This is a genomic window from Mesorhizobium sp. M7A.F.Ca.US.006.01.1.1 (assembly GCF_003997935.1).
In the GTDB taxonomy this organism is placed as follows: domain Bacteria; phylum Pseudomonadota; class Alphaproteobacteria; order Rhizobiales; family Rhizobiaceae; genus Mesorhizobium.
This window is the reverse complement of record NZ_RZQL01000074.1, coordinates 1-21,607: the sequence shown is the minus strand read 5'-3', so window position 1 is coordinate 21,607 and position 21,607 is coordinate 1. Positions and strand designations below refer to the sequence as shown.

General features: G+C 63.7%; 24 protein-coding genes. 12 read left to right on the top strand and 12 right to left on the bottom strand.

The features are described 5' to 3' along the window. Positions 1-96: 96 nt before the first annotated feature. Together EN943_RS15115 and EN943_RS15110 are read right to left on the bottom strand one after the other, a co-directional pair. Positions 97-459: a YkvA family protein gene (locus EN943_RS15115; RefSeq protein WP_127413204.1), complete on the bottom strand. Its 363-nt coding sequence runs from the start codon at positions 457-459 to the stop codon at positions 97-99. Positions 460-583: 124 nt separating this feature from the next. Next, the gene (locus tag EN943_RS15110) at positions 584-880 is read right to left on the bottom strand and encodes a 4a-hydroxytetrahydrobiopterin dehydratase (protein WP_023811314.1); all 297 of its coding nucleotides are present in this window, start codon (positions 878-880) and stop codon (positions 584-586) included. 50 nt (positions 881-930) lie between these two features. On the opposite strand from EN943_RS15110, the gene EN943_RS15105 reads away from it, so the two are divergent. Then, positions 931-1,449 carry a low molecular weight protein-tyrosine-phosphatase gene (locus EN943_RS15105; protein WP_127413202.1) on the top strand — a complete coding sequence of 173 codons (519 nt, stop codon included), beginning with the start codon at positions 931-933 and terminating at the stop codon, positions 1,447-1,449. Here EN943_RS15105 and thpR read toward each other — a convergent pair. Together thpR and EN943_RS15095 are read right to left on the bottom strand one after the other, a co-directional pair. After that, entirely contained in the window at positions 1,353-1,949 is a 597-nt protein-coding gene (thpR, locus tag EN943_RS15100) for an RNA 2',3'-cyclic phosphodiesterase (RefSeq protein ID WP_023811312.1), read from the bottom strand. The two genes, EN943_RS15105 and thpR, sit on opposite strands and share 97 nt — an antisense overlap. Before the next feature lie 124 nt (positions 1,950-2,073). Next, positions 2,074-2,718, bottom strand: coding sequence for an arylesterase (locus EN943_RS15095; protein ID WP_127413201.1), 645 nt, complete (start codon positions 2,716-2,718; stop codon positions 2,074-2,076). An 84-nt stretch (positions 2,719-2,802) separates the two neighbouring features. On the opposite strand from EN943_RS15095, the gene EN943_RS15090 reads away from it, so the two are divergent. From EN943_RS15090 to EN943_RS15075, 4 genes are all read left to right on the top strand, one after another. Further along, entirely contained in the window at positions 2,803-3,498 is a 696-nt protein-coding gene (locus tag EN943_RS15090; RefSeq protein ID WP_024504015.1) for an ABC transporter ATP-binding protein, read from the top strand. Then, positions 3,498-6,047 carry an ABC transporter permease gene (locus EN943_RS15085; RefSeq protein ID WP_127413199.1) on the top strand — a complete coding sequence of 850 codons (2,550 nt, stop codon included), beginning with the start codon at positions 3,498-3,500 and terminating at the stop codon, positions 6,045-6,047. Before EN943_RS15090 ends, EN943_RS15085 begins: the two co-directional genes overlap by 1 nt. 226 nt (positions 6,048-6,273) lie before the next feature. Beyond that, positions 6,274-7,053 (top strand): Bax inhibitor-1/YccA family protein, encoded by a 780-nt coding sequence (locus tag EN943_RS15080; protein ID WP_127413197.1) that lies wholly within the window; start codon positions 6,274-6,276, stop codon positions 7,051-7,053. A 103-nt stretch (positions 7,054-7,156) separates the two neighbouring features. Further along, positions 7,157-7,729 (top strand): GNAT family N-acetyltransferase, encoded by a 573-nt coding sequence (locus EN943_RS15075; RefSeq protein ID WP_127413195.1) that lies wholly within the window; start codon positions 7,157-7,159, stop codon positions 7,727-7,729. A 132-nt stretch (positions 7,730-7,861) separates the two neighbouring features. Here EN943_RS15075 and EN943_RS15070 read toward each other — a convergent pair whose 3' ends face one another. Further along, positions 7,862-8,248, bottom strand: coding sequence for a DUF2794 domain-containing protein (locus EN943_RS15070; protein ID WP_127269004.1), 387 nt, complete (start codon positions 8,246-8,248; stop codon positions 7,862-7,864). Positions 8,249-8,849: 601 nt separating this feature from the next. Next, complete coding sequence (locus tag EN943_RS15065; RefSeq protein ID WP_127413193.1) at positions 8,850-9,650, bottom strand: thioredoxin family protein; 801 nt, start codon at positions 9,648-9,650, stop codon at positions 8,850-8,852. 172 nt (positions 9,651-9,822) lie between these two features. Here EN943_RS15065 and EN943_RS15060 point away from each other — a divergent pair, with 172 nt between their 5' ends. Then, positions 9,823-10,503, top strand: coding sequence for a ceramidase domain-containing protein (locus tag EN943_RS15060; protein ID WP_127413192.1), 681 nt, complete (start codon positions 9,823-9,825; stop codon positions 10,501-10,503). Between the two features lie 47 nt (positions 10,504-10,550). Here EN943_RS15060 and acnA read toward each other — a convergent pair whose 3' ends face one another. Then, entirely contained in the window at positions 10,551-13,241 is a 2,691-nt protein-coding gene (gene acnA, locus EN943_RS15055; RefSeq protein ID WP_127413190.1) for an aconitate hydratase AcnA, read from the bottom strand. A gap of 280 nt (positions 13,242-13,521) precedes the next feature. On the opposite strand from acnA, the gene ccmA reads away from it, so the two are divergent. The 4 genes from ccmA to EN943_RS15030 all read left to right on the top strand — a co-directional run bounded on the left by ccmA (position 13,522) and on the right by EN943_RS15030 (position 15,847). After that, positions 13,522-14,130 carry a heme ABC exporter ATP-binding protein CcmA gene (gene ccmA, locus EN943_RS15050; protein WP_127413189.1) on the top strand — a complete coding sequence of 203 codons (609 nt, stop codon included), beginning with the start codon at positions 13,522-13,524 and terminating at the stop codon, positions 14,128-14,130. 193 nt (positions 14,131-14,323) lie between these two features. Continuing rightward, positions 14,324-14,989: a heme exporter protein CcmB gene (gene ccmB / locus EN943_RS15040; protein ID WP_127296337.1), complete on the top strand. Its 666-nt coding sequence runs from the start codon at positions 14,324-14,326 to the stop codon at positions 14,987-14,989. A gap of 112 nt (positions 14,990-15,101) precedes the next feature. Next, a complete protein-coding gene (gene ccmD, locus EN943_RS15035) occupies positions 15,102-15,269 on the top strand; it encodes a heme exporter protein CcmD (protein ID WP_127268184.1) in 168 nt (55 codons plus the stop codon). After that, positions 15,266-15,847 (top strand): DsbE family thiol:disulfide interchange protein, encoded by a 582-nt coding sequence (locus EN943_RS15030; RefSeq protein WP_127413187.1) that lies wholly within the window; start codon positions 15,266-15,268, stop codon positions 15,845-15,847. Before ccmD ends, EN943_RS15030 begins: the two co-directional genes overlap by 4 nt. Before the next feature lie 265 nt (positions 15,848-16,112). Here the strand turns inward: EN943_RS15030 and EN943_RS15025 are convergent, their stop codons facing one another. Beyond that, positions 16,113-16,280 (bottom strand): hypothetical protein, encoded by a 168-nt coding sequence (locus EN943_RS15025; RefSeq protein ID WP_013528833.1) that lies wholly within the window; start codon positions 16,278-16,280, stop codon positions 16,113-16,115. A 259-nt stretch (positions 16,281-16,539) separates the two neighbouring features. Between EN943_RS15025 and EN943_RS15020 the strand changes: the two genes are divergently transcribed. Continuing rightward, positions 16,540-17,460, top strand: coding sequence for an SMP-30/gluconolactonase/LRE family protein (locus EN943_RS15020; protein ID WP_127413185.1), 921 nt, complete (start codon positions 16,540-16,542; stop codon positions 17,458-17,460). 76 nt (positions 17,461-17,536) lie between these two features. Then, a complete protein-coding gene (locus EN943_RS15015) occupies positions 17,537-17,743 on the top strand; it encodes a 4-oxalocrotonate tautomerase family protein (protein ID WP_023811297.1) in 207 nt (68 codons plus the stop codon). A 314-nt stretch (positions 17,744-18,057) separates the two neighbouring features. Here the strand turns inward: EN943_RS15015 and EN943_RS15010 are convergent, their stop codons facing one another. The 4 genes from EN943_RS15010 to ftsY form a co-directional block, all read right to left on the bottom strand. Continuing rightward, on the bottom strand, positions 18,058-18,588 hold the full coding sequence (locus EN943_RS15010) for an NADPH-dependent FMN reductase (RefSeq protein ID WP_127413184.1): 531 nt from the start codon (positions 18,586-18,588) through the stop codon (positions 18,058-18,060). Positions 18,589-18,628: 40 nt separating this feature from the next. Continuing rightward, a complete protein-coding gene (locus tag EN943_RS15005) occupies positions 18,629-19,249 on the bottom strand; it encodes a pyridoxamine 5'-phosphate oxidase family protein (protein WP_127260125.1) in 621 nt (206 codons plus the stop codon). Between the two features lie 51 nt (positions 19,250-19,300). Further along, on the bottom strand, positions 19,301-19,975 hold the full coding sequence (locus tag EN943_RS15000) for a septation protein A (protein WP_127413182.1): 675 nt from the start codon (positions 19,973-19,975) through the stop codon (positions 19,301-19,303). Positions 19,976-20,036: 61 nt separating this feature from the next. Next, a partial coding sequence (ftsY, locus tag EN943_RS38350) for a signal recognition particle-docking protein FtsY (protein ID WP_127413180.1) occupies positions 20,037-21,607 on the bottom strand: 1,571 nt, incomplete at its 5' end.

Genomic DNA, 21,607 nt, shown 5'->3' with positions numbered 1-21,607 from the left:
CATCCCTTTGGCGACTTGGAGGCCACGAAAGCGGCAAGAGTTTGACTTTTTACGCTGTCGCCGAAAGCCGGCTTGAACGGCGTTCCGCGCGCGCGTTCAGCCCTTGTCGGCCATGGCGTCCCTGGCGGCCTGCCGGTGCGCAGTGGTGATGTGGGCACTGACGGCGGTGATCGCGGCGGTGAGCACGGCGATGTCGTCGGTGAAGCCAAGCCCGAAGACGAAGTCGGGGATGACATCCACCGGCAGCACGAAATAGCCGAGTGCGGCCAGCAGAATGCCTTTGGCGCGCAGCGGCGTGTTCTTGTCCATGGCGCAGTAATAGGCGGCCACGACCTCTTCCATGAAGGGGATCTGCCGTGCGGCCTTCTTGGCTGTGCGCCAGAATTTCTCGCGCACTTCGCTCTCGTCCGCCAGCTTGCCGCCAAAGCCGAAGAAATCAAAACCGGATTGTTGCGCCATCAGTCTCTCCTTGCGAGCGCCCATGCGCACCCGGCGCATGCCCGCGGGGGAAAATGTGGTGAAACCCGACCTCCGCTACAAGATGCCGGTGCCGATTTGGGCCTGCCGAGACGATATCAAGGCCTCAGGCGCCGGCAAAACGGTTCATTTTCTTGGCCAGATCGATATCGAGCGCGGTGACGCCGCCGGCGTCGTGGGTGTTCAGCGTCACGTCGACTGTCTTGTAGACATTCGACCAGTCGGGATGATGGTCCATCGTCTCGGCGGCAAGCGCGACGCGGGTCATGAAGGCGAAAGCCTCGGAGAAATTCGCGAAGGTGAATGTGCGCTTGATGGAGGCGCCGTCTTCCGCCAGCGCCCAGCCGTCGAGACCGGTCAATGCGGCTTCAGCGGCTTGCCTGCCCAGTTTCTCTCTCGCCATGTCCATATCCTGTGCTATTCGAAAACGACCCTCACCATAGCGACGGATCGATGAGCGCGAAGCCCATAAATTCCATTCTCTTCGTCTGCCTCGGCAACATCTGCCGGTCGCCGCTGGCGGAAGGTGTCTTCCGCGCCGTTTGGGCGGAGCGCGGGTCGGCCCGGGATATCCTGCTCGATTCAGCGGGAACCAGTGACTGGGAGGCCGGCTCTGCCCCCGATCGACGCGCGATCGCGGTTGCGGCACGGCACGGCGTCGACATTTCCGGACAGCGGGCGCGCAAGGTCACGCCGCAGGATCTCCACCGTTTCGACCTGATCCTCGGCATGGACCGGTCGAATGTCGCCGACCTGAAGGCGCTGGCGCCGGCGGCCGTGCAGGACCGCATCCATCTGTTCCTGGAGTTCGCGCAGGGAAAGGCACGCGACGTGCCGGATCCTTATCATGACGAGGCAGAAGCCTTTGCTTCCGCCTATCGCATGATCCGCGAGGCGTCGGAGGCGCTGGCGACAAGGCTGGAGGCGCGGGCGTCCGTGCCTGACAGCGGCCAGGCTTCCTCGACGATATAGGGTCCGCCGCCAACCGAATCGCGCGACGACATCAGCACGAAACGGCCGATGCGGAACGGCAGCGTCGAGAAATTGCCGCGCGCCGACAGATATTGGGCCACGTCCAGCGGGGTCGAATTGCGTAAGCGCGCCAGCGTCACATGCGGCATGAATTTGCGCGGGTCGGCCGGGATGCCGAGCCGCTGGCAGATGCGGTCGATCTCACCTTGAAGGGCGGCCAGATCGGGCGAGGCGGAAGCGCCCGCCCACACCGCATGCGGCTTCTTCTGGCCGAAAGCGCCGACGCCGGACAGCGCCAGCGAGAAGGAAGGGCGGTGGACGCGGTCGAGCGCGTTGGCGATCTCGTCGGCGACATGGCCGGGGACATCGCCGATGAAGCGCAGCGTCAGATGGTAGTTTTCGACATCGATCCAGCGGGCGCCGGGCAGGCCGCCCCGCAGCAGGGACAGCGAAAGGGCAGCGTCACGCGGAATTTCGAGGGCGGTGAAAAGACGCGGCATGAAGAGCCTCCCTTCCTCGAATCGAACTGTACCCATAGCGAATCATCGATAGTCAAACGGGGCAAGAGGTTTGTTGGCCACACTCCCCGTTAAAAGCTCGTTGGGCGCAAACAGTTCCAATCCGTTAGGAATCGCCCGGCACTGCCGCGATCACCTTCTCCACCGTCGGCAGGATGCGTTCGACCATCTGGCCGACGCCTCGTGCGCTCGGATGCAGGCCGTCCTCGAGCTGCATGCCGGGCTGGCCGGCGACGCCGTCGAGAAAGAACGGGTAGAGCGCGACGTCATATTTCTTCGCCAGGTCCGGAAAAATGGCGTCGAAGGCGCGCTGGTAGTCGGGGCCGAGATTGGGTGCGGCGCGCATGCCGGCCAGAAGCACGGCAATTTTGCGCTGCTTCAGCTTGCTCAGCATCTCGTCGAGGTTCTTCCTGGCGATGTCGGGCGAAACGCCGCGCAGCATGTCGTTGGCGCCGAGTTCGAGGATGACCAGTTGCGTGCCGTCCGGCACCGACCAGTCAAGCCGCGCCAGGCCGCCGCTCGTCGTGTCGCCGGAGACGCCGGCATTGGCGACGGTCACATCGTGGCCCTTGGCGCCAAGCGCCGCCTGCAGCCTGTCGGTAAAGCCCTGGTCCGGGCCAAGGCCGAAGCCCGCCATCAGGCTGTCACCGAAGCCGACGATCTTGAACGGCTCGGCACGCGCTGACGACATGGCGCCGCAAATGGCGAGGAGAACCATGAAGCCTGCGGCAATACTGCGTTTGAAAGACATGCGGCAGGCCCCATATGAGCTAGGAATTCTTCAGTCGACGGCTTCCGGCAAGCAGAGCCTCCCCAGATATAGGACGATTTCATTTTGACAGAAGCCGTCATCGCGCTGAAAGATGTTTCCCTGACCCTTGGCGAGGGTGCTTCATCGGTCCATGTGCTGAAGGGTGTCAGCCTCGATGTGGCGACCGGCGAGGCGACCGGCATCGTCGGACCTTCGGGTTCCGGCAAGTCGACCTTACTGATGGTCCTGGCAGGCCTGGAAAGGGTCGATTCGGGTACGGTCCGAATCGCCGGCGAGCTGCTCAACGGCAAAAGCGAGGACCAGATTGCTTCGTTTCGTGGCCGAAACATTGGCATCGTGTTCCAGTCCTTCCATCTCATTCCCAACATGACGGCGCTCGAAAATGTCGCGGTGCCGCTGGAACTGGCCGGCCATTCCGATCCGTTCGCGGTGGCGGCGCGCGAGCTGGCGGCGGTTGGCCTCAGCGACCGCGTCACCCACTATCCCGGCGAGTTGTCGGGCGGCGAGCAGCAGCGCGTGGCGATCGCCCGCGCATTGGCGCCGTCGCCGCGCATCCTGATCGCCGACGAGCCGACCGGCAATCTGGACCAGGCGACCGGGCGGCAGGTCGCCGACCTCCTGTTTGCGAAGGCGGCCGAGCGTGGCATGACGCTGGTGCTGGTGACGCATGATCCGGCGCTCGCGGCACGCTGTTCGCGCCAGGTTTCGATGCGCTCGGGCCGGATCGAGGCACCGGCGCCGGTCAAGGTGACGGCCTGATGCCGCTGTCCCGGACGTTGAGGCTCGCTGTCCGCTTCTCGTTGCGCGAGATGCGCGGCGGCCTGTCCGGCTTCCTGATCTTTCTCGCCTGCATCGCGCTCGGCGTCGCGGCCATCGGCGGCGTCAACTCGGTGGCGCGTTCGATCACCGCCGGTGTCGCCAATCAGGGCCAGACGCTGCTGGGCGGCGACCTTCGCTTCGAGATCAACCAGCGTGACGCCAGCCAGGCGGAGCGCAGTTTCCTTGACGGGCTCGGCACGGTTTCCCGGACCGCCAGTATGCGTTCGATGGCGCGTCTGGCCGACGGATCCGACCAGGCGCTGGTCGAGGCCAAGGCGGTCGACCATGCCTATCCGCTCTATGGCACGCTGGAGACCGAGCCGGCACTGTCGAAACAGGAATTGTTCGGCGAAGAGTTCGGCGTCTTCGGTGCGGCGGCACCCGATCTTCTGTTCGAGCGGCTGCACGTCAAGATCGGCGACCGGCTGAAGCTCGGCACCGCCACTTTCGAACTGCGCGCCAGGCTGGTCGCCGAACCGGACGCCGTGTCCGACGGTTTCGGCTTCGCGCCAAGGCTGATGATCTCGACCGACGGGCTGGCGGCGACTGGACTGATCCAGCCGGGCAGCCTGGTCGAGAATGCCTACAAGATCCGGCTGCCGGCAGACGCCGACGAGCTGCGGCTGAAGGCCGTCCAGGACCAGGCCGCCACGGATTTCCCTGAAGCAGGCTGGTCGATCCGCACACGCAGCAACGCGGCGCCCGCACTGTCGTCGAACATTGAACGCTTCTCGCAGTTCCTGACCCTGGTCGGGCTGACGGCGCTGGTGGTCGGCGGTGTGGGCGTCGCCAATGCGGTGCGCGCGTATCTCGACGGCAAGCGCGGCGTCATCGCCACCTTCAAGAGCCTGGGCGCTTCGGGCGGCTTCGTCTTTGCCGTCTATCTCGTGCAGATCCTGATCATTGCCGGATTGGGTATCGTGCTGGGCCTTGTGCTCGGCGCACTGATGCCGTTCGCGGCGAGTGCGGCCTTGCAATCCGTCATTCCGGTGCCGGCCGAAGGCGGCTTCTATCCTGGCGCGCTCGGCATGGCGGCGCTGTTCGGCCTGCTGGTGACGTTGGCTTTCGCGCTGCTGCCGCTCGGCCGCGCCCGCGACGTGCCGGCAACCGCGCTGTTTCGCGAAATGGGGCTGGAAGGCCGCGGCTTGCCGCGCCCCGCCTATGTCGCGGCGGCCATAGGCATCGCGCTGTTGCTGGCGGCGCTGGCCATTCTGTTCTCGGGCGACCAGCGCATAGCCTCGATCTTTGTCGGTGCTACCGTCTTCGCCTTCCTGGTGCTGCGCGTGGTCGGCGCACTGGTGCAATGGGCGGCCAGGAAAAGCCCGCGCGTTCGCTTCGTGGCGCTCAGGCTCGCTATCGGCAACATTCATCGGCCAGGCGCCTTGACGCCATCGGTGGTGCTGTCCTTGGGGCTCGGGCTGACGCTGCTGGTGACGCTGGCGCTGATCGACGGCAATCTCAGGCGGCAGATCTCCGGCAGCCTGCCGGAACGGGCGCCGAACTTCTTCTTCGTCGACATCCAGAGCGCCGATGTCGCGTCTTTCTCGGCGCTGATCGGCAAGGAGGCGCCGCAGGGCGTGCTGGCCAAGGTGCCGATGCTGCGCGGCCGGGTGATGGCGCTGAACGGTGTCGATGTCGACAAGGTGAAGGTTCCGGCGGAAGGCGCCTGGGTGCTGAGGGGGGACCGCGGCCTGACCTATGACACCAGGCAGCCGGAGAACGCGACGTTGACCGAGGGCAGTTGGTGGCCCGAAAATTACAGCGGCGAACCGCTGGTTTCGTTTTCGGCGCAAGAAGGCAAGGAGATCGGGCTGAAGCTCGGCGACACCATCACCGTCAATGTGCTGGGCCGCAATGTCACGGCCAGGATCGTCAATTTCCGCCAGGTCGAATGGGAGACGATGGGTATCAATTTCGTCATGGTGTTCTCGCCCAACACATTCGCAGGCGCCCCGCATGGCTGGATGGCGACGCTGACCGAAAAGAGTGCCTCGACGGCTGACGACGCCCGCATCCTCAACGCCGTCACCCGCGCCTTCCCGGCGGTGACGACGGTGCGGGTCAAGGACGCGCTCGATGTCGTCCACCGGCTGGTCGGGCAACTCGGCACGGCGATCCGGGCGGCGGCCGGCGTGGCGCTGATCGCTTCGGTGCTGGTGCTGGCCGGCGCGCTTGCAGCCGGCAACCGGGCGCGCATCCATGATGCGGTGGTGTTGAAGACGCTGGGTGCGACACGCACGACGCTGATATCGGCCTTCTCGCTCGAATATATGCTGATCGGGCTGGCCACCGCCATCTTCGCGCTGGCGGCGGGCAGCGCAGCCGCCTGGTTCGTCGTCGCGCGCATCATGACATTGCCGTCGCATTTCATGCCCGAGGTGGCGGTGGCAACCATTCTGTTTTCGCTGGTGATCACGGTCGGCATTGGTCTCGCCGGCACCTGGCGGGTGCTCGGCCACAAGGCAGCGCCGGTGCTGCGCAATCTGTGACGACAGGCCCGGAATGGCATCCTGGATTAAATCTTGGTAAGAAAGCCGTCCGGAAAGCCGAGGAATCGGCACTTCGTTGCCTCACGAACCGTTACATCCGGTTACGGTCTTGTTCTTGACGCGAATAACCATCATATTTCGCCACAGGCATGCTGGAGCCCTGCCAGCGGCGCCTGGGTCCGGAAGGACCTGACACCGGACGGGGCAGAAGCAATAGAGGACTACAATGGCTGATCCCATTCGCAACTACCAGACGCGCGCCGTGCCCGGCGTCAGCGTCGGTGCTGACATCGATCAGGGCCTGCGCGCCTACATGATCAAGGTTTACAATCTGATGGGGCTTGGCCTCCTCATCACCGGTCTTGCCGCTGTCGGCACGATCATGCTGGCCACCACCACAGATCCGGCTTCGGCTGTTGCGACGCTGCCAAGCGGCGAGATGCTGACCTCGTTCGGCTACGCGATCTTCGGTTCGCCGCTGCGCTGGGTGGTGATGCTGGCGCCGCTGGCCGCCGTGCTGTTCCTGTCGTTCCGCGTCCAGTCGATGAGTGTTTCGGCGGCGCAGACGACGTTCTGGATCTATGCCGGCCTCGTCGGTCTGTCGTTGTCTTCGATCTTCTTGGTCTACACCACGGCCAGCATTTCGCAGACCTTCTTCGCAACCGCCGCGGCCTTCGGCGCGCTGTCGCTCTATGGCTACACGACCAAGCGCGACCTGACCGCTTTCGGTTCGTTCCTGATCATGGGCGTGTTCGGCATCATCATCGCGTCGGTGATCAACATCTTCCTGCAGTCGTCGGCATTGTCCTTCGCCGTCTCGGCACTAGGCGTGTTGATCTTCTCGGGTCTCACCGCCTATGACACGCAGAAGATCAAGGAGATGTATTTCGAGGGCGACACTTCCGACGTCGCGGGCCGCAAGGCGATCATGGGCGCGCTGACGCTCTATCTCGACTTCATCAACCTGTTCATGTTCCTGCTGCAGTTCATGGGCGACCGCCGCTAAGCGATTGGACCATCAACTTCCGAAAGGGCGGCCCAACGGCCGCCCTTTTCTTTTGTCTCGGGCTTTGCTGTTATTGCGAGCAGAGAAACGGCATGCATAAACAATGAGCAATATTACGATCCGGCCTGCCACGGTGGCCGACCTCGACTGCGTCACGGACATCTATGCCGACGCGGTGACCCAGGGCACGGCGAGCTATGAGCTGGAGCCGCCGAGCCGCACGGAGATGGGTGTTCGATTCGACAGCCTGATGGCCGGCGGCTTTCCTTACCTGGTGGCGGAGAAGGACGGCGCGGTGCTCGGCTACGCTTATGCTGGCGCCTTCCGGCCACGCCCGGCCTATCGCTTCATCGTCGAGGATTCGGTCTATGTCGCGCCCGAGGCCAAGGGCCAGGGCGTCGGGCTCAAGCTGATGCAAAGCCTGATCGAGGCGGTGCGGACGGCGGGCTTTCGCCAGATCATCGCGGTGATCGGCGACGGCCGTCCCGACAGTGCCTCGGTGCGGCTGCACGAAAAGCTCGGCTTTCGCCATTCGGGCCGCCTTGAAGGTTCCGGCTACAAGCACGGGCGCTGGCTGGACACGGTGTTCATGCAGCTGTCGCTGAATGGCGGTGCCTCGGCGCCGCCCGATCCGAGTTCGCTGCCGGAGCGGAAGTTTCGCCTTAGAGGGGACTGAAGAAGGAACTGAAGAATTGGGGAATTGAAGAACTGAAGAATAAAGGAAGCGGCGGCAACAGATGACGCTGGGGGCCTTTTCTTCAACTCATCAATTCTCCATTTCTTCAATTCCCCTGATCTAATTCCCTGCTCAGGCTTCGACCAGCTTCAGCTTGCTGTCGAACACACCGAGCACGCGGCCGAGTTCCTGGCCGCGCTTCAAGATGCGGCCGCCGGCGGCGATGACGGCAAAGGCGCCCTGCTTGCGGGCCAGTTTCGGATCCTTGACGATCTGGAACAGCGGCACTTCGCTGGTGCGGCGGAATACGGAAAACACAGCGCGGTCTGCGAGATGATCGATGGCGTAGTCGCGCCATTCATTGGCGGCGACCATGCGTCCGTAGAGCCTGAGGATCTGGTCCAACTCGCGCCGGTCGAACCGCACCGGCTGATCGAGACGTTCGCGTCGCGCCTCGTGCAGCGGGATCAATATCGCGGATGCGTCCCCATCCCCCGTCCCGCCGCTGTCATCGGTCATGCCTCGATCCTTCAAAATGAATCTTTGCCAACCAAAGTTGGCGCGTTCGCGATTGAATTGCAAGACCCGGGCGAAGCGGGCCCCGCGCCGCGCTGTTTCCGCAACGTCCAGTCACTTTTATGAAACGCCGTGTTGGAATTGGTGATGTTCCGCCACATTTCTGCCTTTTTTTATCCGCGCTCATGCCCCAATGTCCGACGAATTTACAGGTGTTGCCTGAGACGGTTCGGTCCGGCACCGGCTCGTAAACCCCAAGCCCCCCGCCCACGGGTCTGCGTCGGATCGAACCAACCTCGGCTCTTCTCCGGAAGAACCGGGTGCGACGATCCCAAAACCTAAATGACCGACGTCAGAAGCAAGCTGGCGTCGGTTTTTTATTGGCTGGTGAGTCGAGTGCGGTTTTCACCGAGCGTCGCGTCCCCCTCACCCGGATTGCCAACCGAATTGCGAAGGGATAATCCGACCTCTCCCCGAGGGGAGAGGAGATCGCGGCGGCGCTTTACCTCTTCTCCCCGCGGGGAGAGGGTGGCGGCGAAGCGGCCGGATGAGGGGCCCCTCCCATCCACAGTCCTAGCGAAGCTGGGGGCGGCGCCAGCGTCCGTTACGGCTTGTGGATGAACGCGGCGCCGAGAATGGGACCGGGCATGCCGTCTTTGCCGACCGACTGCAGCAGCACTGCGCAGCCGCCCTTTTTGGCGATCTCGCTCATCGGCAGTTCGTAGCGCTGTGCCTTGCCATGCCACATGCCGGCGGTCTGGATGCCGGTGACGGCGTTCCAGTAGGTCATCTTGCGGCCGGTATTCTCGCCCTCGCCGACCTTGACCGTCTGCGGCGGGTCGAAATAGACGATGACGACGTGGGCGTCGCTGGGGCCGTTGCCGGCATCACCGGCGTCGATCATCACACGGTCGCTGGTGCGGCTGACCTTGACGGCGACGCGCATGCCTTCGCCGCTTTTGGCCATGCGGGCGAGCGCGCCATCTACCTCGCCGCGGCTGGCGCCGTTGACGTGGACGCGGCCATTGATGACGGCCTGCGGCGTATAGACGGAGCGGCTGCCGAAGGCGCGCATATAGTCGTATTGCCGCTCGGTGTTCTCCTTGCGGCCCAGCGTGTCCTGCCAGCCGAGATAATCCCAATAGTCGACGTGATAGGCGAGCGCGACGATATCTTCCTTGGCGGCAAGTTCAGAGAACAGCGTATCGGCCGGCGGGCAGGAACTGCAGCCCTGGCTGGTGAACAGCTCCACCACGCCCAATGGCTTGTCGATCTGGGGCCTGTCGATCTGGACCCGGTCGGCATGGGCGCGATCGGACTCGCCGGCATGCCCGGCGCCGGCAGACGCCGAGAAGGCCAGCGCAAGAGCTGCCAGCCACAATGATTTTCGCGAGGCCATGGCCATTCCGATTCCCGCCGGTGGTGCCGGCTTTATCTTGATTGCTAAAATATGTGGCAGAAGCGGAAGTCAACGGGAAGTCACGTTGCGGTGAAATTTTGTCATTGCAGCCGACCGCAACCCCGCAATAGGAAGGATCTGCGCTTCAGGATAGAAACCGATTCGGGCGGCAATCACGATGTGGCAAACGTTTTTGGCGCCGGTCGACCTCTATTGCGAGCGGACCGGCCCGGAATTCTGGTCCGAGCCGGTTAACGCCCTGACCAACCTCGCCTTCATCGCCGCCGGCCTGTGGGGCGTGCGCGAGGTGCGAAGGCTGGGCACCGGCGCCTTCGCCGAGGTGCTGGCCTGGTGGGTGGTGGCGATCGGCATCGGCTCGACGATCTTCCACACCTTTGCCACCAAGGGCACGGTCTGGGCCGACGTGCTGCCGATCGCCGGCTTCACGCTGGCCTACACGCTGTTCAACCTGCGCCGCTTCCTCGGCCTGCGATGGGGCAAGGCCATAGCCATCTTCATCGCCTTCTATGTGATTACCGGGGCGATAACCCTGGCCGTGCCGGACTGGCTGCGCCAGGCGTCGAACGGCACGACGGGCTATCTGCCGCCGTTCCTGGCGCTCGCCTTCTTCGGCGCGCTGGTGGCGGCCAGCGGCAATCGCGCCGGCTGGTACAATCTGGCGGGGTCGGCGATCTTCGTGGTGTCGGTCATCTGCCGGATGATCGATCCGCTGGTCTGCGGCGGCTTCCCGCTCGGCACGCACTTCCTCTGGCACCTCCTCAACGGGCTGATGCTCGGCGTGCTTCTGGCCGCGGCGGCGCGGTTTGGAGCGCCGAAGAATAGGGGAATAGGGGAATAGGGGAATAGGGGAATAGGGATTCCCTTCCCTACTCCCTTACTGCCGTACTAAGCTGCCAGATCGCGCAGCACGTATTGCAGGATGCCGCCGTTCTTGAAGTAATCGAGCTCATCCAGCGTATCGATGCGGCAGATGATCGGCACATTCTTCACCGTGCCGTCGCCATAGGTGACCTTGGCGATCATCGTCTGGCGCGGCTTGATGGTGCTCAAGCCGTCGATCTCGACCAGCTCGTCTCCCTTGAGGTTGAGCGATGCCCATGAGGTGCCTTCCTCGAAGACGAAGGGGATGACGCCCATGCCGACCAGGTTCGAGCGATGGATGCGCTCGAAGGACTGGGCGATGACCGCGCGGACACCAAGGAGATTGGTTCCCTTGGCCGCCCAGTCGCGCGACGAGCCGTTGCCGTATTCGACGCCGGCGAAGACGACCAGTGGCACGCCTTCCCTTTTGTACTCCATCGCCGCGTCGTAGATCGATTCCTCTTCCTTCGACGGGTAGTGGATGGTGTAGCCGCCCTCGCGGCCGTTCTCGCCCAGCATGTGGTTGCGGATGCGGATGTTGGCGAAGGTGCCGCGCATCATCACCTCGTGATTGCCGCGCCGCGTGCCGTACTGGTTGAAGTCGGCGACACCGACGCCGTGGTCGGTGAGATATTTTCCGGCCGGCGACGCTGCCTTGATCGACCCGGCCGGCGAAATGTGGTCGGTGGTGATCTTGTCGCCGAACAGGCCGAGCACGCGGGCGCCCTTGATGTCGCCGATCTTGCCGAAACCTGACGTCATGCCGGCGAAATAGGGCGGGTTCTGCACATAGGTCGAGTTGTCGTCCCAAGCATAGGTCTGGCCTTCCGGCGCCTTGACGTTCTGCCAGTACTCATCGCCCTTGAAGACGTCGGCATATTTGCGGGCGAACAGCTCGCGGGTGACGTTCTTCTCGATGAACTCCTGGATCTCGGCCGAGCTTGGCCAGATGTCCTTGAGATACACCGGCTCACCGTTCTTGTCCTCGCCGAGCGGCTCTGTCGTGAGGTCCTTGGTGACGGTTCCGGCCAGCGCGTGCGCGACGACCAGCGGCGGCGAGGCCAGATAGTTCGCCTGCACGTCGGGCGAAACACGGCCTTCGAAGTTGCGGTTGCCGGACAAGACCGCGGCGGCGATCAAGCCCTTGTCGTTGATGGTTTTGGAGATCGGCGCCGGCAGCGGGCCGGAATTGCCGATGCAGGTGGTGCAGCCGAAGCCGACCAGGTTGAAGCCGATCTGGTCGAGTTCCTTCTGCAGGCCGGATTTCTCCAGATATTCGGCTACCACCTGGCTGCCCGGCGCCAGCGAGGTCTTCACCCACGGCTTCTGCTTCAAACCGAGGCGGTTGGCGTTGCGGGCCAGGAGGCCGGCACCGATCAGCACGCTCGGGTTCGAGGTGTTGGTGCACGAAGTGATGGCGGCGATGACGACGTCGCCGTGACCGAGATCATAGTCGGTGCCTTCGACTGCGTAGCGTTTGGAGATTTCGGCGGCCTTCTTGTATTCGGTCTCCATCGCCTTGGCGAAACCTTCCGGAATGCCTTCCAGGGCGACGCGACCCTCGGGCCGCTTGGGTCCGGCCATCGACGGCACGACGGAGCCAAGTTCCAGCTCGAGCAGATCGGTGAACACCGGATCGGTCGAGCCGGTCTCACGCCACAACCCTTGCGCCTTGGCATAGGCCTCGACCAGCGCGATGCGGTCCTCGCTGCGGCCGGACATTGTGAGATAGCGGATGGTTTCCGAGTCGACCGGGAAGAAGCCGCAGGTGGCGCCATATTCGGGGGCCATGTTGCCGATGGTGGCGCGGTCGGCCAGCGTCATGTTGGAGAGGCCCGGCCCGAAGAACTCGACGAACTTGCCGACGACGCCCTTCTTGCGCAGCATCTGGGTGACGGTGAGCACGAGGTCGGTGGCGGTGACGCCCTCTTTGAGCCTGCCGGTGAGGCGGAAGCCGATGACTTCCGGCAGCAGCATGGAGACGGGCTGGCCGAGCATGGCGGCCTCGGCCTCGATGCCGCCGACGCCCCAGCCGAGCACGCCAAGGCCGTTGATCATGGTGGTGTGCGAATCGGTGCCGACGCAGGTGTCGGGATAGGCTGTGGTTTCGCCGTCCTCGGTGTTGGTCCACACCACCTGGCCGAGATATTCGAGGTTGACCTGGTGGCAGATGCCGGTGCCGGGCGGTACGACGCGGAAGTTGCGGAACGCCTGCTGGCCCCATTTGAGGAATTTGTAGCGTTCCTCGTTGCGCTCATATTCGAGCTCGACATTGCGGGCGAACGCCATCGGCGTACCGAATTCGTCGACGATGACGGAATGGTCGATGACGAGGTCGACCGGCACCAGCGGATTGATCTTCTGCGGATCGCCGCCGAGCGAAGCCATGGCGTCGCGCATCGCGGCAAGGTCGACCACGGCCGGAACGCCGGTGAAATCCTGCATCAGCACGCGGGCCGGGCGATAGGCGATCTCAACGCCGGCGGTGCCCTTGTCGGTCAGCCAGCCGGCCACCGCCTGGATCGATTCCTTGGTGACGGAGCGGCCGTCTTCGTTGCGCAGCAGGTTTTCCAGCAGCACCTTCATCGAATAGGGTAGCTGCGAGATGCCGGTGAGGCCGTTCTTCTCCGCCTCGATGAGGTCGAAATAGGCATACTCAGCGCCGCCTGCGGTCAGCGTGCGGCGGCAATTGAAACTGTCGAGGGATTTTGACACGTGCGATCCTTGTCTGTTCAGCCTGAAAGGGAACGGACTCCGATGGCATGCAATCACGCGCAAAGGTGCGGGTACGGCCATTTCCGCTGTCCGTTCCCAAGCAACCCGAGCCGTTCAAGGCGGCGCGTGCGCTGGTTCGGCGCTAATTCTGTTCCCGTGCCGACCGCTGGCACGGATGCACCGCATATAGAGAATTTTCTGGAATAGTTCTAGACAGTTGGAAAGCAAATTTGTGCGATGCGGCAGCGGCCGCGACACATGGTTTCAGGGCAGGCGAGGAATGCGGCTGATCGCCGAAAATCTGGGCGGCGAGCGAGGCGGCGACGCGGTGTTTTCCGGCATCGGCTTTGCCCTGGAGGAGTGTCAGGCGCTCATCGTCACCGGGCCGAACGGATCGGGCAAGTCGACCTTGCTGCGGATCATCGCCGGGCTGCTGCCGGTGGCGGAAGGCAGCGTGAAGATTGAAGGTGGCGGCGAAGCGTTTCCGTCGATCGCCTCGGCCTGTCACTACCTTGGCCACCAGAACGCAATGAAGCCGGCGCTCAGCGTGGCGGAGAATTTGCGCTTCTGGCGCGACTTCAATGGCGACGGACAGCTCGGGGTCGAAGAGGCGCTGGAAACGGTCGGGCTCGGCGGCATCGGCCACCTGCCGTTCGGCTATCTATCGACCGGGCAGCGACGCCGCGCGGCGATCGCGAAACTGCTGGTCAGCCACCGGCCATTGTGGCTGCTGGACGAGCCGACGGCGGGGCTGGACAAGGCTTCGGAGGCGCGGTTCGCGGGGCTGATGACGAGGCATTGCACGGATGGCGGGATGATTGTTGCGGCGACGCATCTGCCGCTTGGATTGGCTGGGGCGGTGGAACTGGTGATGGGGGGAACGGATTGATGACGGTGCGAGGCACCCCCCTCTGCCTTGCCAGGCATCTCCCCCGCAAGGGGGGAGATTGGCAGTTCGTGGCCCTCGCCAGCCTTCGAACGTTGAAGATTAGCGAAGGCCGAGACGACATCCGATCTCCCCCCTTGCGGGGGAGATGTCCGGAAGGACAGAGGGGGGTGCCTTGGCAAAGGCATTTCACATCATGCTAGCCCTCTTCCTGCGCGACATCCGCCTCAACATCCGTGCCGGTGGCGGGGCGCTGACCGGGGTCATCTTCTTCCTCGCCGTTATCGCCACCATCCCGTTCGGAGTAGGGCCGGACCTGAAGCTGCTGGCCCGCATCGGGCCGGCGATCCTGTGGATCGGTGCGCTGCTGTCCTGTCTGCTCGGGCTCGACCGGTTGTTCCAAGCCGATCGCGAGGACGGCTCGCTCGATCTCCTGGTGCTCGGCAATGATCGCCACATGCTGGCCTTGACGGTGCTGGTGAAATGCCTGGCGCATTGGGCGGGCAGCGTGCTGCCGCTGGTCATTGCGGCTCCCTTGCTCGGCCTGTTCATGAACATGGAGCCGCTCGGCATCGGCGCCACGGCGCTGACCCTGCTGGTCGGCACGCCGGCCATCACCTTCATCGGCGCCGCCGGTGCCGCCGTGGCAGTGGCGCTGCCGCGTGGCGGGCTGCTGATTTCGGTGCTGGTGCTGCCGCTGACCATTCCGGTGCTGATCTTCGGCGTTTCGGCAAGCTATGGGGCGACCGCCAATCCCGATCCGTTTCTGCAGCCCTTCCTCATTCTTGCCGCGCTGACACTGTTTCTTGGCGTGCTGGGTCCGGTCTCGGCGGCACTGGCGCTGCGTCATGGCACGGATTGACGCGGCGTATGACTGCGGATTGCGAAGCCGGCGGAGCGAGGCTAAGGGAAAGCATGTCTAGACTGGACGACATGATCGGTTTGGAAGGCCGCACTTCAGCGGGGTCTGCCGCATGAGCGCGCATGCACTTTACGTGACCGCCGCCTATGGCATTACCGCGGTGGTGCTGGCCGGATTGATCGGCTGGATCCTGCTCGACCAGCGGGCGCGCAAGCGTGAGCTTGCCGAACTGGAGGCGTCCGGCGTGCGGCGTCGCTCCGACAAGGCGGCAAAGCCATGAGCACAGAAACGGAAACGCCGCCGCCACGCACGCGTCGCCTGTTCGTGCTGTTGCCGCTGCTGATCTTCCTTGGCCTGGCCGGACTGTTCCTGTCGCAGCTGCTGTCGGGGCGCGATGTTTCGGAAGTGCCGTCGGCCCTGATCGGCCTGCCTGCGCCGCAGACCAACCTACCGGCGCTGGAGGGCTCAAACCTGCCGGGGCTCGATTCGAAATCCTTCGCCGGCAAGGTCACATTGGTCAACGTCTTTGCGTCGTGGTGCGCGCCATGCCGCGAAGAGCACCCGGTGCTGCTGGCGCTGGCGCAGGACAAGCGTTTCACCATGGCGGCGCTGAATTACAAGGACCAGCCGGAAAACGCCCGCCGGTTCCTTGGCGATCTCGGCAATCCGTTCCAGGCGATAGGGGTCGACGAAGCGGGCCGCGCGGCGATCGACTGGGGCGTCTACGGCGTGCCGGAAACCTTCGTCATCGGCAAGGACGGCAAGATCGCCTACAAACATGTCGGCCCGCTGACGCCCGAGACGGTGCAGGCGTTGCTGTTGCCGCAGATCGACAAGGCGCTGGCGGCGCCGAATTGACGCGACGACGCGCCTATACACGGCTTCGTCATCCTAGGGCGTAGCGACGCGAAGCGGAGCGCAGACCCTAGGATCCATGCCGCGACATTCGCCGGGAAATGCGGCGGTCCGAAACGCGCGCTTGCCAGCGCGAAAATCACGGATCAGCGCAAACAAATTCTGCACCGGTGTGGTGCTCGAAAATCACGGCATGGATCCTTGGGTCTTCGCAACGCTTCGCGCCGCTACGCCCAAGGATGACGAACGTGATGGGCTGACCGAATGATCAGCCGTAGATCTGCTTGTGGATCTGGTAGAGCATTTCCGAGCGGTCGGCGCGCATGTCGGCCAGATCGCGGCTGGAAAAGCTGTCGATTTCGGCGACAAGGCGGTTGTAGTGCTTGCGCTTGGCAATGCTGTTGCGAGCGCGGGTCATGAGACTGTCGAGGATCATAGCAAGGTTCCTTTTTGGCGCCGCATTTCGGCGGCGGTTTCTTCCTCCCTTGATCGATACGAAGCATGACATAGTAATGGTGCATTGCAAAAAGAAGATGTTGCAATGCACCATTGCGCTGGACGCATAGCCGGTTAATGCGGCGCTAACGTCATGCGCAGAGTCGGCAAGCGATCTTTTGCATGACACTGTGCGTACCCACATTGCCTTCTGTCCCTCCAGCTGGCTTGATCCCTGTCATTGATGCCGGGAGGAAAGCATGGCGGCCGCAGACTATTATGAAATTCTCGATCCACGCTTCGCGCGCCTGTTCAACGGCAACGCGCAGGTCGAGAAGCTGTTCACCGGATGCCAGTGGGCGGAGGGGCCGGCCTGGTTCGCCGCCGGACGCTATGTCGTCTGGTCCGACATCCCCAACAATCGCATGCTGCGCTATGACGAGACCGACGGCAATGTCAGCGTCTTCCGTCAGCCGTCCGGCAACGCCAACGGCAACAGCGTCGACCGGCAGGGCCGGCTGATCACCTGCGAGCATTCGGGCCGCCGCGTCAGCCGCACCGAGTTCGATGGCTCGGTCACCACGATCGCGGCCAAATGGAAAGGCAAGCGGCTGAATTCGCCCAACGACGCGGTGGTGAAATCCGACGGTTCCATCTGGTTCACCGATCCAAGCTACGGCATCGATACGGATTATGAGGGCGACAGGGCTGAGAGCGAAATCGGCGCCTGCCATGTCTACCGGGTCGATCCCGGCACCGGCGAGGTCGAAGCCGTCATCACCGACATGGTCCGGCCCAACGGTCTCGCCTTCTCGCTGGACGAGAGCAAGCTTTATGTCGTGGATACCGGCCGCACGCACGGCGCGCAGAATCCGGCACATATGCGGGTGTTCAATGTCGGCAAGGGCGGCAAGAAGGTTTCGGGCGAGAAAGTCTTCGCCGACTGCACGGCGGGCCTGTTCGACGGCTTCCGGCTCGACGAAGACGGCCGCATCTGGACCAGTGCCGCCGACGGCATCCATTGCTACGATCCGGACGGCACGCTGATCGGCAAGGTCAAGGTACCGGAAGTCGCCGCCAATTGCGTGTTCGGCGGCAACAAGCTGAATTGCCTCTACATCGCCGGCACCACGTCACTCTACATGGTGCGGCTGATGGTCAACGGCGCCAAGACTTACTGAGAGTTGAACACTGGCGACCGTTCGACGGTTTCATCGAAGCGGGTCGTGAGCACGAACATCCCCGGGAGGACAAGAAATGCCATTCGTCAACATCCGCATCGTCAAGGAAGTGATATCAGCCGATCCGGCGGGCAAGAAGGCGGATATCGCCAAGAAGGTCACCGCGGCCATCATGGACGCCACTGGTCTCAGCAATGACGATGTCTGGGTGGTTTTTGAAGAGGTCAACGCGCGCGACTGGTATGTTGGGAAGACCGATGTGGAGACGCTGCGAAAGGGGTAGTTCGAAGGCGTGGCGAAGCCCTTTCCTTCGTCATCCTAGGGCGAAGCAGTCGCGAAGCGACGTCGCGGAGACCCTAGGATCCATGCCGCGAACTTCGACCTCTGCAACGGTGGAATTCTCGTTGTAGCGCAGGGCGTTATCCAGTGTCAGGCCGTGCGGGGTCTTCCTGAACCGCTGCATTCTACGACAAATGTCGCGGCATGGATCCTAGGGTCTGCGCCGCGTCGCTTCGCTCCTTGCTTCGCCCTAGGATGACGAAGGCGGGGATGGGTCGGCAATCGTAAACGCTGCCTCGACGCAGGCGCGGCCGCCGCTCAACGCGAGCGGATAAACTCCGCGAAGGCATTCAGCACATCATGCATCGCCTGCCGGTTCGCCGGCTCGTCGAGGATGCCCGCCACCTCCGGCGGCTTCCTGCCGAGCAGGGCGATCTCCAGCACATCGTCGTAAAGCGCGAACGACATGGTGCGCATGATCTCGGCCAATGCGGCGCGGGCGAACAGCGAGCGCGGCGAGGCGTGTGCCAGCATGGCGGGCTTGGCGACAGCGGCATCGCGTGAGACCAGCCAATCGAGCGCGTTCTTCAGCCCGCCCGGCACGCCATGGGCATATTCCGGACAGGAAACGATCAGGCCGTCGGCTCGGCTGACGGCATCGATCAGCTTGGAGACTTCGAGCGGTGTCCGCTCGCCTTCATCGTCGGGATTGAAGATCGGCAGACGGCCAAGCCCGTCGTGGACGGTGACGCGGCAGCCGGGCGGCGCTTCGCGCGCCAGCGCGGCGATCAGCGCCGAATTTGTGGAGGCCGCGCGCAGGCTGCCGGAAATGGCAAGGATGTTCAGCAAGGTATGGAATCGGTCCCAGACGCGAATCGCGTCCGGAAAACTACCACATCGTCTTCTTGTATTCCTCGTCGAGCCAGCGATCGGTCGCCTCGGCGGAATCGGCAACCGCCAGCTGATCGCGCATGATCTGGCCGAGCGTCGGCAGCGTCGCGCGGTCGTACCAGGTTTCCGGCTTCCACAGGTCCGAGCGCATGAAGGCTTTTGCGCAGTGCATGTAGGCGGCCTTGACGCTGACCACGACAACGCTTTGCGGCTCCCTGCCGTCGACGGCGAGCCGTTCGCGCAGATTTGCGTCGACGGTGATGCGGGCATCGCCGTTGACGCGCAGCGTCTCGTTCATGCCGGGGATGAGGAAGAGCAGCCCGACCGAGGGATTGACGAGGATGTTTTCCAGCGTGTCGAGCCGGTTGTTGCCGGGCCGGTCGGGAATGGCGATGGTGGTGTCGTCCAGAACGGTGGCAAAGCCCGGTTTGTCGCCCTTCGGCGTCACGTCGGCATTGCCGGCACCGTCGGACGAGCCAATCAGCACGAACGGGCTCTTGCCGATGAAGGAGCGGCAATGGCCGTCAAGTTTTTTCAGCTCCTTGCGAATAGAACCGTCGGTCGGCCGTGGCGTCTTGTAGATCGTCCTCAACTGGTCGCGCGTGGTGATGAATTCCATGTCCCTCTCCCCAGAACGGTTCATTGTTTCACGAACGCAGAACCGCTGTTTCTACTTTCCGGCCTTTTCTTCTTTGCCGGCCTTGTCCTCTAGCGAATGACGCAGGATCAGCGGCATCTGGCTGAAGGTGAACAGAAGCGTGATCGGCATGATGCCCCAGACCTTGAAAGTAACCCAGGCGTCGGTGGAAAAATTGCGCCACACCAACTCATTGACGATGGCCAGGAACAGGAAGAACAGGCCCCAGCGGAAGGTCAGTTTCCGCCAGCCTTCGGCGTCGAGGCTGAAGGCTGAATCGAAGACATAGCCAAGCAGCGACTTGCCGAAGTAGAGGCCGCCGAGCAGCACGCCGCCGAACAGCGTGTTGACGATGGTCGGCTTCATCTTGATGAAGATGTCGTCCTGCAGATAGAGCGTCAGCGCGCCGAAGATGAAGACGACGACGCCCGACACCATCGGCATGATCGGCAAGGTGCGGGTGAGCAGCCACGAGGCGATCAGGGCGATTGCCGTGGCGGCCATGAACAGGCCGGTGGCGACGAAGATCGGCCCGCCGAACTCGGCCAGAACAGGGAATTTCTGCACCAGCCACCCGCCGCGCGCATTGGCGAAGAAGAACACCATCAACGGACCCAGCTCCAGCACCAGCTTGAGCAGCGGATTGACGCCTTCCTTCTTTTGCTTCTGCGGGTCCGACGGATCGCGTTCGAGAATGGGTGGGTTCATGGAATCTCTTTCTTGCGCATGATCTGATCCAAAAAGTCTGCAACTTTTTGGGCCATGCTTGTTAGGCCACTCCAGCGATCGCCCTGGCGAATTCGCTTGCCGAGAAAGGTTCGAGGTCGTCGACCTGTTCGCCGACGCCGATGAAATAGACCGGCAATTTGTGCTTTGCCGCGATCGCCACCAGAATACCGCCGCGCGCCGTGCCGTCCAGCTTGGTCATCACCAGGCCGTTGACGCCGGCGATATTGCGGAAGATCTCGACCTGGTTGAGCGCGTTCTGGCCGGTGGTGGCGTCGACCGTCTGCAGCACGGTGTGCGGTGCTTCCGGATCGAGCTTGCCGAGCACGCGGACGATCTTTTCGAGCTCGGCCATCAGTTCGGTCTTGTTCTGCAGGCGGCCGGCGGTATCGATGATCAGCACGTCTGAGCCGGCTTCCCTGGCCTTCTCGAAGGCGTCATAGGCCAGCCCCGCGGCATCGGCGCCGATCTTGGAGGCGATGACGGGCGATTTCGTCCGCTCGCCCCAAATCTTCAGTTGCTCGATCGCGGCGGCGCGAAAGGTGTCGCCGGCGGCGAGCATCACCGACAGGCCGCCATCGGTCAGCTTGGCGGCGAGCTTGCCGATGGTGGTGGTCTTGCCGGTGCCGTTGACGCCGACCACCAGGATGACATGCGGCTTATGCGAGAGATCGAGCTCCAGCGGCATGGCGACATGAGTCAGCACTTTTTCCACCTCGGCCGCCATGATGGCGCGGACCTCGGTGTCGGAGACGTCCTTGCCGTAGCGACTGGCGGCCAGCGCGTCGGTAACGCGCAAGGCCGTCTCCATGCCGAGATCGGCGCGGATCAGCACATCCTCAAGGTCCTGCAGCGTCTCCTCGTCCAGCTTGCGCTTGGTGAAGACGCCGGCAATGTTGCCGGTGAGCTCCTTGGAGGAGCGGGCAAGCCCGTCCTTCATGCGCTGGAACCATGAGCGCCTCGGCGCCGGCTCCGGCGCCTTCTGCGGCTCGGCCTTCTGCTCGACCTTCTTGGTGACGGTCACCTTGCCGGGCGCGGCTTTCGACTCCGGCGCGGGTGGTGGAAGAGGCTGCGGCTCGGGCGCAATTTCCGCAATGACCGGCTGCGATTCGATCGGCGCTGGCTGGCGAATGGGAGGTGCGATTTCGGCAGGCGGGGCTTTGGGCGTCGGCGCTGAAACTTCTTCCTTCTCCCCGTCACTATACGGGGAGAAGGTGCCGGCAGGCGGATGAGGGGCGGCGTCGACCTCTGAAGACGGCTGAAGAGGGGACGGCGCCGGTGTCGGCACCTCTATCGGCGCTGGTGTCTCGGCTGGAACCTCGACAGGCGTCGGCACTTCGACCGGGGCCGGCTCCGGCTGCTTTTCCGGTCGCGACGGGACGATCTCCGGCTCGGCCGGCGCCGGAGCAGGGACTTCTTGCGGCTGCGGTTCGGGAGCAGGCTCCGGAACGGCGGGAGGTGTTGGTATCTCCTCGGGCGCCGGCGGCTCGGCTGGCGTCTCGGGCGCTGGTTCTTCTTCCGGCTCGGGCTCCGGCAGAGGTTCTGGCTCTGAGGGAACAGCCGGCTCCGGTACTGGCGGGATGGTTGGCTCCGGCTCGGGCACCGGTTCCTCGA

Bases quoted from the DNA above. Each gene is read 5' to 3' on its own strand.
- EN943_RS15115 (WP_127413204.1), bottom strand. From the start codon at position 459: ATGGCGCAACAATCCGGTTTTGATTTCTTCGGCTTTGGCGGCAAGCTG.
- EN943_RS15110 (WP_023811314.1), bottom strand. From the start codon at position 880: ATGGCGAGAGAGAAACTGGGCAGGCAAGCCGCTGAAGCCGCATTGACC.
- EN943_RS15105 (WP_127413202.1), top strand. From the start codon at position 931: ATGAGCGCGAAGCCCATAAATTCCATTCTCTTCGTCTGCCTCGGCAAC.
- thpR (WP_023811312.1), bottom strand. From the start codon at position 1,949: ATGCCGCGTCTTTTCACCGCCCTCGAAATTCCGCGTGACGCTGCCCTT.
- EN943_RS15095 (WP_127413201.1), bottom strand. From the start codon at position 2,718: ATGTCTTTCAAACGCAGTATTGCCGCAGGCTTCATGGTTCTCCTCGCC.
- EN943_RS15085 (WP_127413199.1), top strand. From the start codon at position 3,498: ATGCCGCTGTCCCGGACGTTGAGGCTCGCTGTCCGCTTCTCGTTGCGC.
- EN943_RS15080 (WP_127413197.1), top strand. From the start codon at position 6,274: ATGGCTGATCCCATTCGCAACTACCAGACGCGCGCCGTGCCCGGCGTC.
- EN943_RS15075 (WP_127413195.1), top strand. From the start codon at position 7,157: ATGAGCAATATTACGATCCGGCCTGCCACGGTGGCCGACCTCGACTGC.
- EN943_RS15070 (WP_127269004.1), bottom strand. From the start codon at position 8,248: ATGACCGATGACAGCGGCGGGACGGGGGATGGGGACGCATCCGCGATA.
- EN943_RS15065 (WP_127413193.1), bottom strand. From the start codon at position 9,650: ATGGCCATGGCCTCGCGAAAATCATTGTGGCTGGCAGCTCTTGCGCTG.
- EN943_RS15060 (WP_127413192.1), top strand. From the start codon at position 9,823: ATGTGGCAAACGTTTTTGGCGCCGGTCGACCTCTATTGCGAGCGGACC.
- ccmA (WP_127413189.1), top strand. From the start codon at position 13,522: ATGCGGCTGATCGCCGAAAATCTGGGCGGCGAGCGAGGCGGCGACGCG.
- ccmB (WP_127296337.1), top strand. From the start codon at position 14,324: ATGCTAGCCCTCTTCCTGCGCGACATCCGCCTCAACATCCGTGCCGGT.
- ccmD (WP_127268184.1), top strand. From the start codon at position 15,102: ATGAGCGCGCATGCACTTTACGTGACCGCCGCCTATGGCATTACCGCG.
- EN943_RS15030 (WP_127413187.1), top strand. From the start codon at position 15,266: ATGAGCACAGAAACGGAAACGCCGCCGCCACGCACGCGTCGCCTGTTC.
- EN943_RS15025 (WP_013528833.1), bottom strand. From the start codon at position 16,280: ATGATCCTCGACAGTCTCATGACCCGCGCTCGCAACAGCATTGCCAAG.
- EN943_RS15020 (WP_127413185.1), top strand. From the start codon at position 16,540: ATGGCGGCCGCAGACTATTATGAAATTCTCGATCCACGCTTCGCGCGC.
- EN943_RS15015 (WP_023811297.1), top strand. From the start codon at position 17,537: ATGCCATTCGTCAACATCCGCATCGTCAAGGAAGTGATATCAGCCGAT.
- EN943_RS15005 (WP_127260125.1), bottom strand. From the start codon at position 19,249: ATGGAATTCATCACCACGCGCGACCAGTTGAGGACGATCTACAAGACG.
- EN943_RS15000 (WP_127413182.1), bottom strand. From the start codon at position 19,975: ATGAACCCACCCATTCTCGAACGCGATCCGTCGGACCCGCAGAAGCAA.